15 protein-coding genes are annotated in these 13,615 nt (G+C 68.7%); 7 read left to right on the top strand and 8 right to left on the bottom strand.

All coding sequences use genetic code 11. The features are described from left to right. The 4 genes from ACYVE7_RS17090 to ACYVE7_RS17075 all read left to right on the top strand — a co-directional run. A partial coding sequence (locus ACYVE7_RS17090; RefSeq protein WP_460365703.1) for a hypothetical protein occupies positions 1-289 on the top strand: 289 nt, incomplete at its 5' end. Positions 290-306: 17 nt separating this feature from the next. Next, complete coding sequence (locus ACYVE7_RS17085; protein WP_460365702.1) at positions 307-1,083, top strand: serine/threonine-protein kinase; 777 nt, start codon at positions 307-309, stop codon at positions 1,081-1,083. A gap of 75 nt (positions 1,084-1,158) precedes the next feature. Then, a complete protein-coding gene (locus ACYVE7_RS17080; RefSeq protein WP_460365701.1) occupies positions 1,159-1,590 on the top strand; it encodes a cupredoxin domain-containing protein in 432 nt (143 codons plus the stop codon). Then, a complete protein-coding gene (locus tag ACYVE7_RS17075) occupies positions 1,590-2,870 on the top strand; it encodes a hypothetical protein (RefSeq protein WP_460365700.1) in 1,281 nt (426 codons plus the stop codon). The genes ACYVE7_RS17080 and ACYVE7_RS17075 overlap by 1 nt, the downstream gene beginning before the upstream one ends. A 74-nt stretch (positions 2,871-2,944) precedes the next feature. Here ACYVE7_RS17075 and ACYVE7_RS17070 read toward each other — a convergent pair whose 3' ends face one another. The 6 genes from ACYVE7_RS17070 to ACYVE7_RS17045 all read right to left on the bottom strand — a co-directional run bounded on the left by ACYVE7_RS17070 (position 2,945) and on the right by ACYVE7_RS17045 (position 9,978). Then, positions 2,945-4,351, bottom strand: a complete 1,407-nt coding sequence (locus tag ACYVE7_RS17070) for an NAD(P)/FAD-dependent oxidoreductase (RefSeq protein WP_460365699.1) — start codon at positions 4,349-4,351, stop codon at positions 2,945-2,947. Between the two features lie 88 nt (positions 4,352-4,439). Further along, on the bottom strand, positions 4,440-5,219 hold the full coding sequence (locus ACYVE7_RS17065; protein WP_460365698.1) for an ABC transporter permease: 780 nt from the start codon (positions 5,217-5,219) through the stop codon (positions 4,440-4,442). Next, complete coding sequence (locus tag ACYVE7_RS17060) at positions 5,216-6,046, bottom strand: ABC transporter permease (protein WP_460365697.1); 831 nt, start codon at positions 6,044-6,046, stop codon at positions 5,216-5,218. The genes ACYVE7_RS17065 and ACYVE7_RS17060 overlap by 4 nt, the downstream gene beginning before the upstream one ends. A gap of 26 nt (positions 6,047-6,072) precedes the next feature. Continuing rightward, entirely contained in the window at positions 6,073-7,284 is a 1,212-nt protein-coding gene (locus ACYVE7_RS17055) for an ABC transporter substrate-binding protein (protein WP_460365696.1), read from the bottom strand. Between the two features lie 2 nt (positions 7,285-7,286). Further along, positions 7,287-8,420, bottom strand: coding sequence for an ABC transporter ATP-binding protein (locus ACYVE7_RS17050; protein WP_460365695.1), 1,134 nt, complete (start codon positions 8,418-8,420; stop codon positions 7,287-7,289). 121 nt (positions 8,421-8,541) lie between these two features. Next, positions 8,542-9,978 (bottom strand): gamma-aminobutyraldehyde dehydrogenase, encoded by a 1,437-nt coding sequence (locus ACYVE7_RS17045; RefSeq protein WP_460365694.1) that lies wholly within the window; start codon positions 9,976-9,978, stop codon positions 8,542-8,544. Between the two features lie 204 nt (positions 9,979-10,182). Here ACYVE7_RS17045 and ACYVE7_RS17040 point away from each other — a divergent pair, with 204 nt between their 5' ends. Together ACYVE7_RS17040 and ACYVE7_RS17035 are read left to right on the top strand one after the other, a co-directional pair. Beyond that, on the top strand, positions 10,183-10,665 hold the full coding sequence (locus tag ACYVE7_RS17040) for an Lrp/AsnC family transcriptional regulator (RefSeq protein WP_460365692.1): 483 nt from the start codon (positions 10,183-10,185) through the stop codon (positions 10,663-10,665). Positions 10,666-10,709: 44 nt separating this feature from the next. Further along, positions 10,710-10,931, top strand: a complete 222-nt coding sequence (locus tag ACYVE7_RS17035) for a type II toxin -antitoxin system TacA 1-like antitoxin (RefSeq protein ID WP_460365691.1) — start codon at positions 10,710-10,712, stop codon at positions 10,929-10,931. A gap of 13 nt (positions 10,932-10,944) precedes the next feature. Here the strand turns inward: ACYVE7_RS17035 and ACYVE7_RS17030 are convergent, their stop codons facing one another. Next, entirely contained in the window at positions 10,945-11,352 is a 408-nt protein-coding gene (locus ACYVE7_RS17030; RefSeq protein ID WP_460365690.1) for an HIT family protein, read from the bottom strand. 122 nt (positions 11,353-11,474) lie between these two features. Between ACYVE7_RS17030 and ACYVE7_RS17025 the strand changes: the two genes are divergently transcribed. Next, positions 11,475-12,191: a sulfite exporter TauE/SafE family protein gene (locus tag ACYVE7_RS17025; RefSeq protein ID WP_460365689.1), complete on the top strand. Its 717-nt coding sequence runs from the start codon at positions 11,475-11,477 to the stop codon at positions 12,189-12,191. A 3-nt stretch (positions 12,192-12,194) separates the two neighbouring features. Here the strand turns inward: ACYVE7_RS17025 and ACYVE7_RS17020 are convergent. Then, on the bottom strand, positions 12,195-13,615 hold a 1,421-nt coding region (locus tag ACYVE7_RS17020; RefSeq protein ID WP_460365688.1), incomplete at its 5' end, for a hypothetical protein.

Genomic DNA, 13,615 nt, shown 5'->3' with positions numbered 1-13,615 from the left:
GGGCGCGGCCGCGGCCCGCGCGCACGGCACGGCCGAACTCGTCCTGGTGCATCTACCGCCCTACCCGGGGGAACGGCTGGAGGTCGGGCTCGGGCTGTCGGAGGAGCTCGTCGAGCTGACGGCCGTCCTCGACCGGCTGGAGGAGGTCGCCGCCGGAGTGCGGAGCGACGCGCTGCCCGTCCAGGTGCACGCCCGCTTCAGCGCCGACCCGGCCGGTGAGCTGGCCGCGTTCGTGGCGGCCGCCGACCCCGACGAGACCGTCGGCCCCTACGTCCCCGCCCCCCGTTGACCCTTTGGGAGCCTGTCATGCGCGGCATCGCCGACTACGAGTTCGTCCGCTCGCTCGGACAGGGCAACCACGGCGAGTTCTTCCTCGCCGCCCGGCCCGCGCGGCTGCCCGTCCAGGCCGACCAGGTGGCCGTCAAGGTGTGCGGCGGCACCGGTGAGGACGCCTTCCGGCGCGCCACCCGCGAACTCAAGGCGTTCGCGGTCGTGCAGTCACCCCATCTGGTGACCCTCTACGACGCCGGCCAGCAGGGCGGGATCTTCTACTACTCGATGGAGTACCTGCCCGGCGGCTCGCTCGCCGAGCCGGCCGCGCCCGTCAGCGGAGAACTCAAGATCAAGGCGGTGGCGTGCGCGGCGCTCGCCGCCCAGGCCCTGCACGACGCCGGGATCGTGCACCGCGACATCAAACCGGGGAACATGCTGCTGACCGGCGACGGCGCGAAGCTGTCCGACCTCGGGCTCGCCCAGGTGCTGACCCCGGGCGTCGAGGTGACGGGCATGGGGCGGATCAGCTCCGTCGAGTTCACCGACCCCGGGCTGCTGCGCGGCGACGAACCGTCCCCCGCCTCCGACGTGTGGTCGCTGGGCGCGTCCCTGCACTGGGCGCTGGCCGGCCGGGGCCTGTACGGCAGCCTCCCCACCGACGACGCCCTGCTGACGCTCCGCACCGTGCTGTCCACCACACCGGTGATCGCCCCGGACGTCCCCGACGCGCTCGCCGACCTGATCAGGAGCTGTCTCAAAGATCCAGGGGACCGCCCGACCGCCGCGCGGGTGGCCGCCGCACTGGGCTGATTCTTATCGGACCCCTACTCCGGGATCCCTAAACTGTGCGGGAGCATCCGCCCCTCCCGACTCTGGAGTCCCTTCTTGTCCAGCCGTCTCCGTCTCCTCGTCCCCGTCGTGGCCCTGCCGCTCCTGCTCACCGCCTGCGGCGGCGAGAAGAAGGACGACGCGCCCACGGCGAGCGCCGCTCCGTCCACCTCGGCGGCCGCCGCCCCGTCCGCGACGGCCTCGGCGTCGGCCTCCCCGACATTCGCGGGCACGGAGATCAAGGTCGAGATCACCGGCGGCAAGGTCACCCCGCGCCCGGCCACCAAGAAGATCGCCAAGGGCGCCGAGCTCAAGATCACGGTGATCAGCGACAAGGCCGACGAGCTGCACATCCACGGCTACGACAAGGGCGGCGCGCTCAAGCCGGGCCAGCCCCTGACGATCGAGTTCACCGCCGACCAGACCGGCACCTTCGAGGTCGAGACCCACGACTCCGGTCTGCTGCTCTTCCAGCTCCAGGTCTCCTGATGATCCTGGCGCACGGGATCGGCGGACGTCAGGACCTGCCGATCTCGTTCAGCTTCCTGCTGGCCGGGGCGTCGCTGGCGGTCCTGGTGTCGTTCCTGGCCCTCGGGTTCGTCTGGCAGAAGTCCCGGTTCCACGCCGACGCGGGACGTCCCGTGCCGGGCTGGCTCACGGCCGTCGCCGACTCCCGGGTCCTGCGGGCGCTGCTGGCGGCGTTCGGGCTGGTCGCGACGGCCGCCACGGTCGTCGCCGCGGCCGCGGGGCCCGGCGCGAACGCCAACCCCGCCCCCTGGACGATCTACATCCTATTCTGGGTGGGGATCGTCCCGCTGTCGCTGCTGTTCGGCCCGGTCTGGAAGCTGCTCAACCCGCTGCGCACCCTCCACCGCGGGATCGCCCTGCTCAGCGGCGGCAAGCCCCTCGCCGCGCTGCCCGCGTGGGTGGGATACTGGCCGTCCGCGGTGGGGCTGTTCGCGTTCACCTGGATGGAGCTGGTCCCGGCCAACCGGACCGACGGCCCGGCCCTGCTCACCTGGTTCGCGGTCTACGCGACGATCACTCTGGTCGCCTCGACGGTCTTCGGCGCCGCCTGGTTCGACAAGGCCGACCCGTTCGAGACCTACTCCAACTTCATCGGCAGGCTCGCCCCGATCGGCCGCCGCCCGTCCGACGGCCGGCTGGTCTTCCGCAACCCGTTCGACGGCCTGGTCGGCCTGCCCGAGGCGCCGGGACTGGTCATGACGATCGCCGTCATGCTCGGCTCGACGGCCTATGACGGTTTCTCCCGGAACATCTGGTGGATCACCCAGATCCAGTCGGGGGTCCTGCCGAAGACCCTGTACGCCACCCTCGGCCTGGTCACCTTGATCGCGCTGGTCGCCGTCACCTACTGGGCGTGCACCCGCCCGATCGGCCCGACGGCCCCCATGGCCCTGGCCCACTCCCTGATCCCGATCGCCGTCGGCTACGTCCTCGCCCACTACCTGACCCTCTTGATCACCGGCACCCAGCAGGCCCTGATCAACTGGTCGGACCCTCTAGGCACAGGCCACGACTACCTTTCCCTGGCAAACTTCACCGTAGACCCGGTCATCACCGACACGACCAGCGCCGCCCTCCGCGCAGGCGCGGTAGTCCTAGGCCACGTCCTGGGCGTCTTCGCCGCCCACGACCGAGCCATAGCCCTCCTCCCCCGCCGCCGAGCCCTCACCGGCCAGCTCCCCCTCCTCGTCCTCATGGTCCTCTACACCATCGGCGGCCTCACCCTCCTCTTCACCGCCTGACAGTGAGCACGCGACCCGCAAGGACGTCAAAGGCCCGGCCCTCATCGATCTGAGGGCCGGGCCTTGCCGTGGCATCAGCTGTCGAAGCCCAGGCCCAGGCGGTCTAGGGTGCGGAGCCAGAGGTTGCGTTTGCCGGCGTTGCGGTCGGCTTGGGCGATGGACCAGCGGGTGAGCTGGATGGCGCCGAAGCGGAACGGTTCGGGCGGGAACGGGAACGGCTTGGAGCGGACCATCTCCAGGCGCTGGCGTTCGGTCACCTCGCCGGGCTTCAGGCCGACGCCCAGGTTGTCGAGGATGACGTTCGCGCCGAACCGTGTCGACCCGACGCCCAGACCCGTGTAGCCGACGGCGTAGGCCAGGTTCCCGCCGAGCGCCTTGCCGTAGAAGGCGCAGAACCGGGAGCAGGTGTCGATGACCCCGCCCCAGCTGTGCGAGAAACCGACCCCTTCGAGCTGCGGGAACGTGGTGAAGAACTGCGACGACAGCAGCGCGAAGGTCTCCGGCCGGCGTTCCAGTTCCTCGCGGAGCCCGTTGCGGAAGTGGTAGATCGCGTCGTAGCCGCCCCACAGGATCCGGTTGTCGGACGTCAGCCGGAAGTAGTGGAACTGGTTGGCGCAGTCGCCGATGCCCTGCCGGTTCCGCCAGCCGATGGAGTCCATCTGCTCGGCCGTCAGCGGCTCGGTCATGAGCGCGTAGTCGTACACCGGCACCAGATAGTTCTTGAGCCGTTTGAGCAGCGGCGGGAACACGCCGGTGCCGAGCGCGACCTTAGCGGCGCTGATCTTCCCGTAGGGCGTGGTCAGTTCGACGCGGCGGCCGTTGCTGATCCCGGTGACCTCGGTCCGCTCGTAGATCCGGACGCCGAGCGACGCGCACGCCTCACGCAGGCCCCACGCCAGTTTGGCGGGGTTGAGCATGGCGGCGCCGTCGACGTCCCACACGCCGCCCAGATAGGTCGGGGAGTTGATCTCCGCGCGGACCTGCTCCTGGTCGAACAGCCGCATGTCGTGGCCGAGCCGGGTGCCGTGCTCGGCCTCCTCGGCGAGGTCGGCGAGCTGCCAGTCCTCGGTGGCGACGAGCAGTTCACCGGTCGGCTCGTACTCGCAGTCGATGCCGTACTGGGCGACGGTCGCGGCGATCCCGGCGAGGTTCTCCTGGCCGAGCCGCTCCAGCGTGGTGATCTCTTTGGGCCAGCGGGCCATGCCGTTCCACAGGCCGTGGGTGAGGGAGGCGGAGCAGAATCCGCCGTTGCGGCCCGAGGCCGCGCCCCCGATCCGGTCCTTCTCGACGAGCACGACGTCGAGGGACGGGTCGCGTTCCTTGGCCATCAGCGCGGTCCACAGACCGGTGTAGCCGCCGCCGATGACGACGAGGTCGCAGGTGGTCGTCTCCACCAGCGACGGGTAGGGCTCAGGTCGAGCCGGGTCTTGCAGCCAGAACGGTGTCGGCTCCGCCTCGGCGAGAGCCTTGAGCGCGTTCACATTTCCCTTCTCCTGTGCCCCCTGGGCGCCCGGCCGGAGTCCGATCTTGTCGATCGGAGGCTCTCCGGCCGGGCACTAGGGTCACTTCTCAGGTGGTGCGGCGGCGGGATCTGACCACGTTGACGATCGCGATCAGGACGCCGACAGCGAAGATCAACGTCCCCATGACGTTGACCTGGGGGGGTGTTCCCGTGCGTGTGGAGCTCCACACCCACAGGGGGAAGGTCACCGTTGACCCGCTGGTGAAGTTGGTGATGACGAAGTCGTCGATCGACAGGGCGAACGCGAGCATCGCACCGGAGACCACACCAGGCATGATCATCGGCAAGGTGACCAGCCGGAACGTCTCCCAGGAGGAGGCGCCCAGGTCTGCGGCGGCCTCTTCCACGGACGGGTCCATCCCGACGACGCGGGCACGCACGGTGACCGCGACGAAGGCGATGGAGAACATCACGTGGGCGACCAGGATGGTCGCGAAGCCGCGCGGGGTGTTCAGGGTGACGAACATGGACAGCAGCGAGGAGCCCATGACGAGTTCGGGCGAGGAGATCGCCGCGAACAGCACCAGGTTCGACAGCCCTTTGCCGCGGAACCGGTAGCGTCCGAGGGCGATGCCGGCCATGGTGCCGATCACCGTCGTGATGACCGTGCTCAGGGCAGCGATCACCAGCGAGTTGATCAGCGCCTGGGTGAGGTCCTCCTTGTCGAACAAGTGGACGTACCACTTGAACGTGAACCCTTCCCAGACGAAGTTCTGCTTGCTGCTGGTGTCGTTGAACCCGAACAGGATCATGACGGCGATCGGCAGGACCAGCCAGCCGATCAGCACCCAGGTGTAGGCGTGGAGCCCGCGTCCCTTATTGCTCATTTGGTCGCCGCCGCCTCGAGGACGTCCTCGGTGCCGAGGGCCTTGGCGTAGAGGAAGATGCCGATCAACAGGATCCCCATCAGCATGAACGACAGGGCCGAGGCCATCGGGTAGTCGCTGTTGTTGAAGTACTCGGTCTGGATGATGTTGCCGATCATGACGTTGTTCGGGCCGCCCAGCACGTCCGCGTTCACATAGTCCGCGGAGATCGGGATGAAGGTCATGATCACGCCGGCGAACACGCCGGGCAGCGACAGCGGGAAGACCACCCGGAGCATGGTCTGCAGCCGCGACGCGTACAGGTCCTGCGCCGCCTCGATCACCCGGAAGTCGATCTTCTCGAGGGCGACGTAGATGGGTAGCACCATGAAGGGCAGGAAGTTGTAGGTCAGCCCGCCGATCACCGCGGCGGTGGTGCCGAGGATGTGGAAGTCCTCGGGCACGACGCCCCAGCTCTTGAGGTTGCCCAGCAGGATCCCGTTGTCGGCGAGGACGAACTTCCAGGAGACCGTCCGCAGGATGAACGAGACGAAGAACGGCAGGAGCAGCAGGAACAGGTAGGCCGACTTGCGGCTGCCCGCCTTGAACGCGATCCAGTAGGCGGCCGGGTAGGCGAGCGCGATGCACAGGCCCGTGGCCAGCAACCCGTACCAGAGCGACCGCAGCAGCTTGTCGCCGTAGAGATCGAGGCCCTCGGTGTAGTTCTGCCAGTGGAACGTCATCGCGAAACCGTCGACGATGTTGCCCGTCATCAGTGAGAAGGACAGCATCATGACCAGCGGAATCGCGAAGAAGGCCAGCAGCCAGAACCCCGCGGGCAGGATCATCAGGTACGGCGTGAGACGACTCCGCACTACGACCCCTGGGGGATGGGGGTGAAGACCTTCTGGTACTGCTCCTTCTCGGTCTGGTTCAGGGTGCGGTAGCGGCGCAGCTTGGCCATGTCCTCGGCCGTCGGGTACACCAGCGGGCTGGCCACCAGGGACTCCAGGGACTCCTTGGCCTCACCCTTCGCGGCGTCGGCGTCCTTCTGGATGAACGCCTTGGTCGCGGGGACCGGGGTGATGTAGTTGATGTACTCCGTGAGCGTCGCGTTGTTCCGCGGGTCGTAGAGCCAGTTGATCAGCTCGAGCGCGTCGACCGGGTTCTCGGCGGTCTTCGGGATGCACAGGTTGTCGGTCCAGATCGTGCCGCCCTCTTCGGGGATCACGAACTTCACCTCGGGGCCCGCGAGGCTGTAAGCGTCACCGGACCAGGCCATGGTGATCCAGACGTCGCCCTTGGTGACGGCCTCGATGTAGTCCTGGGTGTAGTACTTACGCACCAGCGGCCGCTGCTCACGCAGCTTGTCGGCGGCCTTCTCCCAGTCCTCGGGCGTGGACTTCTCGGGGTCGACGCCCAGCAGGAACAGGCCGACGTTGCCGAGCTCCTGCGAGTCGGCCATCATGCCGATCTTGCCCTTGTACTTCGGGTTGAACAGGTCGGCCCACTTGGTGATGGGCTCCTTGACGTACTTGGTGTTGACCGCGATGCCGGTGATACCCGAGACGTAGGGGATCGTGAAGGCGTTGTTCGGGTCGTAGCTCGGGTTCTTGAACGACTCGCCGGCGTTGGTCGCGAAGTTCGGCAGCTTGCTGTGGTCGAGGGGCGCCAGGTAGCCGAGCTGACGGGTCTGCTCGAGCTGGATGCCGTTCGACATGACCATCAGGTCGAAGTCGATCGACTGGTTCGCACGGAGCGGAGCGTCGATCTTGCCGAACCACTCGGCGTTCTCGTTGATGACTTCCTTGTAGGTGACCGCGATGCCGGTGGCCTTGGTGAAGGCCTTCAGCGTGGTGCGGTCGTCCTCCATGTAGCCGACCCAGTTCGCCCAGTTCAGCTTGTTGTTCTTGGTCTTGCCGGCCCAGTACTTCTCGACGTCGGACTGCGCGACCTTGTCCTTGCCGCCCTGGCCCTCGACACCGCACGCGGCGGCGGCCAGGCCGACGACGCCGATGCCCATCAGCTTGAGGAAGTCGCGCCGCTGGGTGAGGCCGCGCTGAAGAAGGGGGTTGATCTCGGTCATGGTCATGCTCCGATGGCGTAGGAGTGGCGCGGTTCCCACGACAGCCACACCGAGTCTCCTCGTACGGCGATGTCGTCGCTGTTGTTGGCGTTCTGGGTGAACACCACGAAGTCCGCTCCGTTGGAGGTGCGGACGTTGTAGTTGGTGGAGGTGCCCAGGTAGATGACCTCGGTGACGGTGCCGCGGATCCGCGAGCAGCCGGGGCGGGGAGCCGCCACCGTCATGTCGATCTTCTCCGGGCGGACCGTCAGCTCCAGCTCGCCGCCCACCGCGACAGCGGCCGTCGGCACGACGATGTTCTCGTCGGCGCCCAGCGCGATCACGGCGTTCCCGTCGATGATCTCGGTGACCGTGCCGCCGAGCAGGTTCGAGGTGCCGATGAAGCCCGCGACGAACTTGGTCGCCGGGTTCTCGTAGATCGCACGCGGGGAACCGAGCTGCTCGACGACGCCGTCGTTCATGACCGCGATGCGGTCGCTCATGGTGAGCGCCTCGCCCTGGTCGTGGGTGACGAAGACGAAGGTGATGCCGACTTCGCGCTGGATGCGCTTGAGCTCGACCTGCATGTTCTGGCGGAGCTTGAGGTCCAGCGCGGCGAGCGGCTCGTCCAGCAGGAGCGCGCGCGGCTTGTTGACCAGGGCGCGGGCCAGGGCGACGCGCTGCTGCTGGCCGCCGGACAGCTCCTTGGGACGGCGCTTCTCGCGGCCCGTCAGTCCGACGATCTCCAGGATCTCGCCGACGCGGCGGGCGATCTCGCCCTTCTCCACGCCCTTGCGCTTGAGCCCGAAGGCCACGTTGTCGGCGATGCTCATGTGCGGGAACAGGGCGTACGACTGGAACACCATGTTCACGTCGCGCTTGTTCGGCGGAACCCCGACCACGTTCTTGCCGTGGAGGTAGACCTCGCCTGAGGTCGGCTCGTCGAACCCTGCGATCATCCGCATGGTCGTCGTCTTGCCGCAGCCGGAAGGCCCGAGCATCGAGAAGAACTCGCCCTCACCGATCTCCATGTTCACGCCTTTGACGGCCTGCACGGTCTCGCCGTGCGACATGAACGACTTGGTGATGTTCACCAGCTGGATGGCGGGGAGGATATCGGGTGCTGTTCCGGGAACGGCGGACTGGATCTCCGTCATTACCACTTGTTCCTTCTGGGGGTTGTGCGCGGTCCCTCCGCGGCCGGGGATCGGCCGCGGAGGGGATGGAGCGTGGAGCCTGGAGGTGATGGAGCCTGGAGCGAGGAAGCAGGGTATGCGACTAGGCGCCGATGTAGTGCATGACGTGCTTGATCCGGGTGTAGTCCTCGAATCCGTACATCGACAGGTCCTTGCCGTACCCGGAGTGCTTGAAGCCGCCGTGCGGCATCTCGCTGATGAACGGGATGTGCGTGTTGACCCACACCGCGCCGAAGTCCAGGGCCTTGGTCATCCGCATCGCGCGACCGTGGTCCTTGGTCCACACCGACGCGGCGAGGGCGTACTTGACGCCGTTGGCCCAGCGGACCGCCGTCTCCTCGGTGTCGAACGACTGGACCGTGATGACCGGGCCGAAGATCTCGTTCTGGATGTGCTCGTCGTCCTGCTTGAGGCCGGAGATGACGGTCGGGGCGAAGAAGTAGCCCGACTCGCCGACCTGGTGGCCACCGGTCTCGATCTTGGCGTGGGCGGGCACGCGGTCGATGAAGCCCTGGACCTGGGCGAGCTGGTTGGCGTTGTTGACCGGGCCGTAGAAGGCGTCGGCGTCGTCGGGGCCCGCGGTCTTGAGGTCCGCGGCGGCCGCGGCCAGCGCGGCGGTGAACTCCGCCGCGATCGACTCGTGGACGAGCACGCGGGTGGCGGCCGTGCAGTCCTGGCCGGCGTTGAACAGGCCGGCTCCGGCGATGCCCTCGGCGGCCGCGGCGATGTCGACGTCCTCGAAGACGACGACGGGCGCCTTGCCGCCCAGCTCCAGATGGACCTTCTTCAGGTCGCGCGCGGCGGCCGCGGCGACCTCCATGCCCGCCCGGACCGAGCCGGTGATCGACACCATCTGCGGGATGGGGTGCTCGACCAGCGCTCGGCCGGTGTCGCGGTCACCGCAGATCACGTTGAAGACGCCCGGCGGCAGGAACTCGTTCGCGATCTCCGCGAGGAGCAGCGTGGAGACCGGCGTGGTGTCCGACGGCTTGAGCACGACGGTGTTGCCCGCGGCCAGCGCCGGGGCGAACTTCCACACCGCCATCATCATCGGGTAGTTCCACGGCGCGACCTGCGCGCAGACGCCGATCGGCTCGCGCCGGATCGAGGAGGTGTGGTCGGCCATGTACTCGCCGGTCGACTTCCCCTCCAGCATCCGGGCGGCGCCCGCGAAGAAGCGGATGTTGTCGACCATGGGCGGGATTTCCTCGTCCATGGTCAGCTGGATCGGCTTGCCGGTGTTCTTGCACTCCGCGGCGACGATCTCGTCCGCGCGAGCTTCGATCGCGTCAGCGATCTTGAGCAGCGCGAGGCTGCGGTCTTTCGGGGTGGCGTCGCGCCAGCCTGGGAAGGCGGCTTGCGCCGCCTCGAAAGCGGCGTCAACCTCCGCTGCGCTCGAAACCGGTGCCTGCGCGTAAACTTCGCCGGTCGCCGGGTCGATCACGTCGCTGTACCGGCCGTCTTTGGCCTCGACGTACTCTCCGTTGACGAAGTTGCGCAGGAGCGCCTTGCCGGTCATCTTCGACCTCCGAGTGTGTCCTGTGTCGCACTGACCTTGGCAGAGCATAACCCTTTCAACAAGTGATTCCGTTGTTACGATCACATTTCGCAACGAAATCCCTTGTAGCGGGGCGCTCTGAGGACGCGATGCCGCAGCGAAACTGCGGTACCTTACGGCACCTGTGAGGCTATGCGGCCCGCAGAACCCCGGCGAACCGGAAGGATGGGCCACATGAGCGAGCCCCACCCCCGCAACGGCCGCGTCCACCTCGATGAGACCTCAAAGCAGATCATCGAGCAACTACAGGAGGACGGCCGGCGCTCTTATGCCGCGATCGGCAAGGCCGTGGGCCTGTCCGAGGCGGCCGTCCGCCAGCGGGTGCAGCGGCTGCTCGACACCGGGGTGATGCAGATTGTGGGCGTCACCGACCCTCTCATGCTGGGCTTCTCACGCCAGATGATGATCGGGATCAAGTGCGAGGGCGATCTCCAGGAGGTCGCCGACCGGCTCGCCGAGATGACCGAGATCGACTATGTGGTGATCACCGCGGGCTCGTTCGACCTGCTGGTCGAGCTGGTCGCCGAGACCGACGACCAGCTCCTGGAGCTGCTGGGCCGGATCCGCGCGGTGCCGACCGTCGTCTCGACGGAGAGCTTCGTCTACCTGAAACTGCGCAAGCAGACCTATTCCTGGGGTACCAGGTAGGCGATTCCGGGCGTACCTTGAGTCTTGTCAGGAGAGGAGGCCCGATGACGGACCTCGGCTTCGGCGCCACGGAGGAAGAGGCGAACATCATCCGCAAGGCCGCCGAACTCCAGGGCTGGACGGTCGGCCAGTACATCCTCAGCACGGTCCTGGACCGCGCCGAACGCGACCTGCACACCGACGCCGCCCTGCGGTCCGACTGGGACCAGATCTACCCCAGCTCGGCCGAGCCCTTCACCTCGATGTTCGACGCCCTGTCGGACTAGACGCCCTGTCGGACTAGAGGGCACCGGCGATCCTCGCGGCGTAGTCCGACGCCTCCGCGTCCGAATCGTACTTGCGGCGCGGCCAGAAGAACCCGCGCAGCCCGTCGCCCTTGGTCCTGGGCACGATGTGGACGTGCAGATGCGGGACGCTCTGGCTGACCCGGTTGTTCAGCGCCACGAAAGTCCCGCCCGCGCCCAGCCCGCTCTCGACGGCCCCGGCGAGCCGTCTGGCGGCGGCGAACACGGGCTCGACCAGGTCGGGCGGCAGGTCCGTCAGGGTCTCGTAGTGGAGCCGCGGCACCAGCAGCACATGCCCTTTGAACACGGGCCTGGTGTCCAGGAACGCCACACAGCCGGGCTCGTCGAGCACCCGGAACGCGGGCGCGCCCGCGACGATCGCGCAGAACACGCAGTCGGCCATCCGGCCACCCTAGCCTCCTGATCTTCGATGGCTCCTGACCTTCGGCCGCCCGGTATTGTTCGGCGGCACAATTCCGCCGTCACCTCTTGAAGATACCGACCGGTTGGTATGTACTCCTCCCTGTGTCCCTCCTCCTGCCGATGGTGATCTTCGCTTTCGCGGCGTTCGCCCAGGCCGTCACCGGTTTCGGCTTCGCTCTGGTCGCCGTCCCGCTGCTGACTCTGGTCGTTGATCCGCGCGCCGCCGTCGTCGCCTCGACCCTGGTGTGCCTCGCCCAGACGTCCTCCGCCGTCGCCCGGCACCGTCGCGACGTCCACTGGCCGGCGGCCGTCCGTCTCCTGGCCGCCGCCCTGCTGGGGATGCCGTTCGGTCTGCTGGTGCTGCGCTACGCCCCGGCCCCTGTCCTGGCGGTGGTGATCGCCGCGGTCAGCCTGGCCTGCACCGTCCTGGTCGCCGCGAAGCTCCGCCTGCCCGCCACCCCGCCCTACGTTCTGGCCGCGGGCGCTCTCTGCGGCGTCCTGGCCACCTCGACCGGCACCAACGGCCCCCCGCTGGTCGCCGCCCTCCAGTCCATGTCCTTCACCCCGCCCCGTTTCCGCGCCACCCTCGCGGTCGTCTTCACCGCCTGCGCCGCCGTCTCCCTCACCGGCTTCACCGCCACCGGCCTCCTCACCCCCACCCCCCTCCTCCTGGCCGCCTCCGCCCTCCCCGTCACCCGCCTCGCCGCCCACCTCGGCGACCGCCTCACCCCCCACATCAACCCCACCCTCTTCCACCGCCTGGTCCTCACCACCCTCACCGCCGGCACCTGCGCCGCCCTAGCCAACACCCACCCCTGACCTCTAATCGGCGACCGGCCGCCAGGAACGGGCCGCCCGGAGCGCCGAGCGGCCGGCCAGGAGCGCGATCAGCAGAGCGGTGAGGCACGTGGCGGACGACACCGACAGGAGCAGGACCCAGTCCAGGTGGCTCTCCTGGACCGTCGCGATGAAGTAGAGCCCGTGCCAGGCCGCCAGGACGGTGCCGAAGAGCGCCGAGAGAAAGATCGGCACGGCCAGATGCCAGAACGCGACCCCTCGGAAAAGCGACGGCCGGTCGGTCAGCACGGTCAGCGGGGCCAGCGCGGCGCCGAAGCGCAAGAACTCCGCCGCCACCGAGATCAAGGCCGACAGGAGCAGCAGCCCGATCCCGCAGAGCCCGCCGAGGAAGATCCACGGACCCATCCGCGCCACCTCGTAGCCGTTGCCGATCGCCGACTGCCAGGGCACGTCGACGGTGGGGTGCCTGAAGGAGCGCCATGCCGCGGCGGTCACGGCCTGCCGCTGGCCGCGCGGTCCAAGGACCACGAGCTCGCGGGCGCCGTCGATCGGCGCCGTCTCCAAGAAGGTCGACGCCCGGGCCGGCCAGACGGCCTGGCGGAGCCTCGGATCGGTGGTGGGGACACGACCAGCGGGGCACGGCAGCCTCGCGGCCCGCAAGGCCGGGCACGGAGCGGCGAACACGACGCTCACCCGAAGGTCATCCCCCTGCTGCCGCTCGGTCGTCCGCAGAGCGATCGCGGTCGAACCCCGCGGCAGGGAGCCGGCGAAGGCCGTGACGTCGCCGTCGCGCACCCCCACCCGCAGCACGGTGTCACCGAAGGTCCGCTCACCCGCCCTGGTCTCCGGCGCCGCGCGCTCCTCGAACCGGTCCGACCAGACCTGGAGCTGGCAGACCAGCCCCAGCCCGACGATCAGCGCGGCGCCCATCCGCACACAGACACCCGGATGGGCGGCGGCCCACCGGCCGCCGATCAGCATCGCCGGACGTCCGCTCCCCCACCGGACCATCAGCCGCCCGAGGTGCCGGGCCGCCAAGCCCGCCACCGAAGGCAGGCTCGCCCAGAGCAGGATCGTCCCCGCCAGGTACAGCAGAAAACCGGAATTCCCGTGGAGCCGGGACGCGCTCACCACGGTCGCGACGGCCACGGGGAACAGCGCCGGACGCCACCAGGGCAGCCGTCCGGCGAGAGGCCGCGGCCGGACCGTGCCCGGACGGCGTTCGACCGCGTTCAACAGCACCGCGGCGAGCAGGCAGAGCGCCAGGGCGCCGCACCATCCCGCGGCGAGCAGCACCGCGCCGTCCCTGAGGTGGGCGGCGGTGAGGGAGAACCCCGTGCCCGGCACCCCGACGTCCCGCGTCAGGAAGGGTGCCAGCGGCGGCAGCGCCAGCGCACAGCCGAGGAGCCCCGGCGGGCTCGCCTCGCCGAGGTCGAGCAGGGCCC

The sequence above is a fragment of the Actinocorallia lasiicapitis genome (assembly GCF_054778695.1).
Note: the sequence above shows the minus strand (reverse complement) of the source record. Positions and strands in the feature narration are given on the sequence as shown.

Bases quoted from the DNA above. Each gene is read 5' to 3' on its own strand.
- ACYVE7_RS17060 (WP_460365697.1), bottom strand. From the start codon at position 6,046: ATGATCCTGCCCGCGGGGTTCTGGCTGCTGGCCTTCTTCGCGATTCCG.
- ACYVE7_RS17030 (WP_460365690.1), bottom strand. From the start codon at position 11,352: ATGGCCGACTGCGTGTTCTGCGCGATCGTCGCGGGCGCGCCCGCGTTC.
- ACYVE7_RS17045 (WP_460365694.1), bottom strand. From the start codon at position 9,978: ATGACCGGCAAGGCGCTCCTGCGCAACTTCGTCAACGGAGAGTACGTC.
- ACYVE7_RS17050 (WP_460365695.1), bottom strand. From the start codon at position 8,420: ATGACGGAGATCCAGTCCGCCGTTCCCGGAACAGCACCCGATATCCTC.
- ACYVE7_RS17035 (WP_460365691.1), top strand. From the start codon at position 10,710: ATGACGGACCTCGGCTTCGGCGCCACGGAGGAAGAGGCGAACATCATC.
- ACYVE7_RS17075 (WP_460365700.1), top strand. From the start codon at position 1,590: ATGATCCTGGCGCACGGGATCGGCGGACGTCAGGACCTGCCGATCTCG.
- ACYVE7_RS17065 (WP_460365698.1), bottom strand. From the start codon at position 5,219: ATGAGCAATAAGGGACGCGGGCTCCACGCCTACACCTGGGTGCTGATC.
- ACYVE7_RS17040 (WP_460365692.1), top strand. From the start codon at position 10,183: ATGGGCCACATGAGCGAGCCCCACCCCCGCAACGGCCGCGTCCACCTC.
- ACYVE7_RS17055 (WP_460365696.1), bottom strand. From the start codon at position 7,284: ATGACCGAGATCAACCCCCTTCTTCAGCGCGGCCTCACCCAGCGGCGC.
- ACYVE7_RS17085 (WP_460365702.1), top strand. From the start codon at position 307: ATGCGCGGCATCGCCGACTACGAGTTCGTCCGCTCGCTCGGACAGGGC.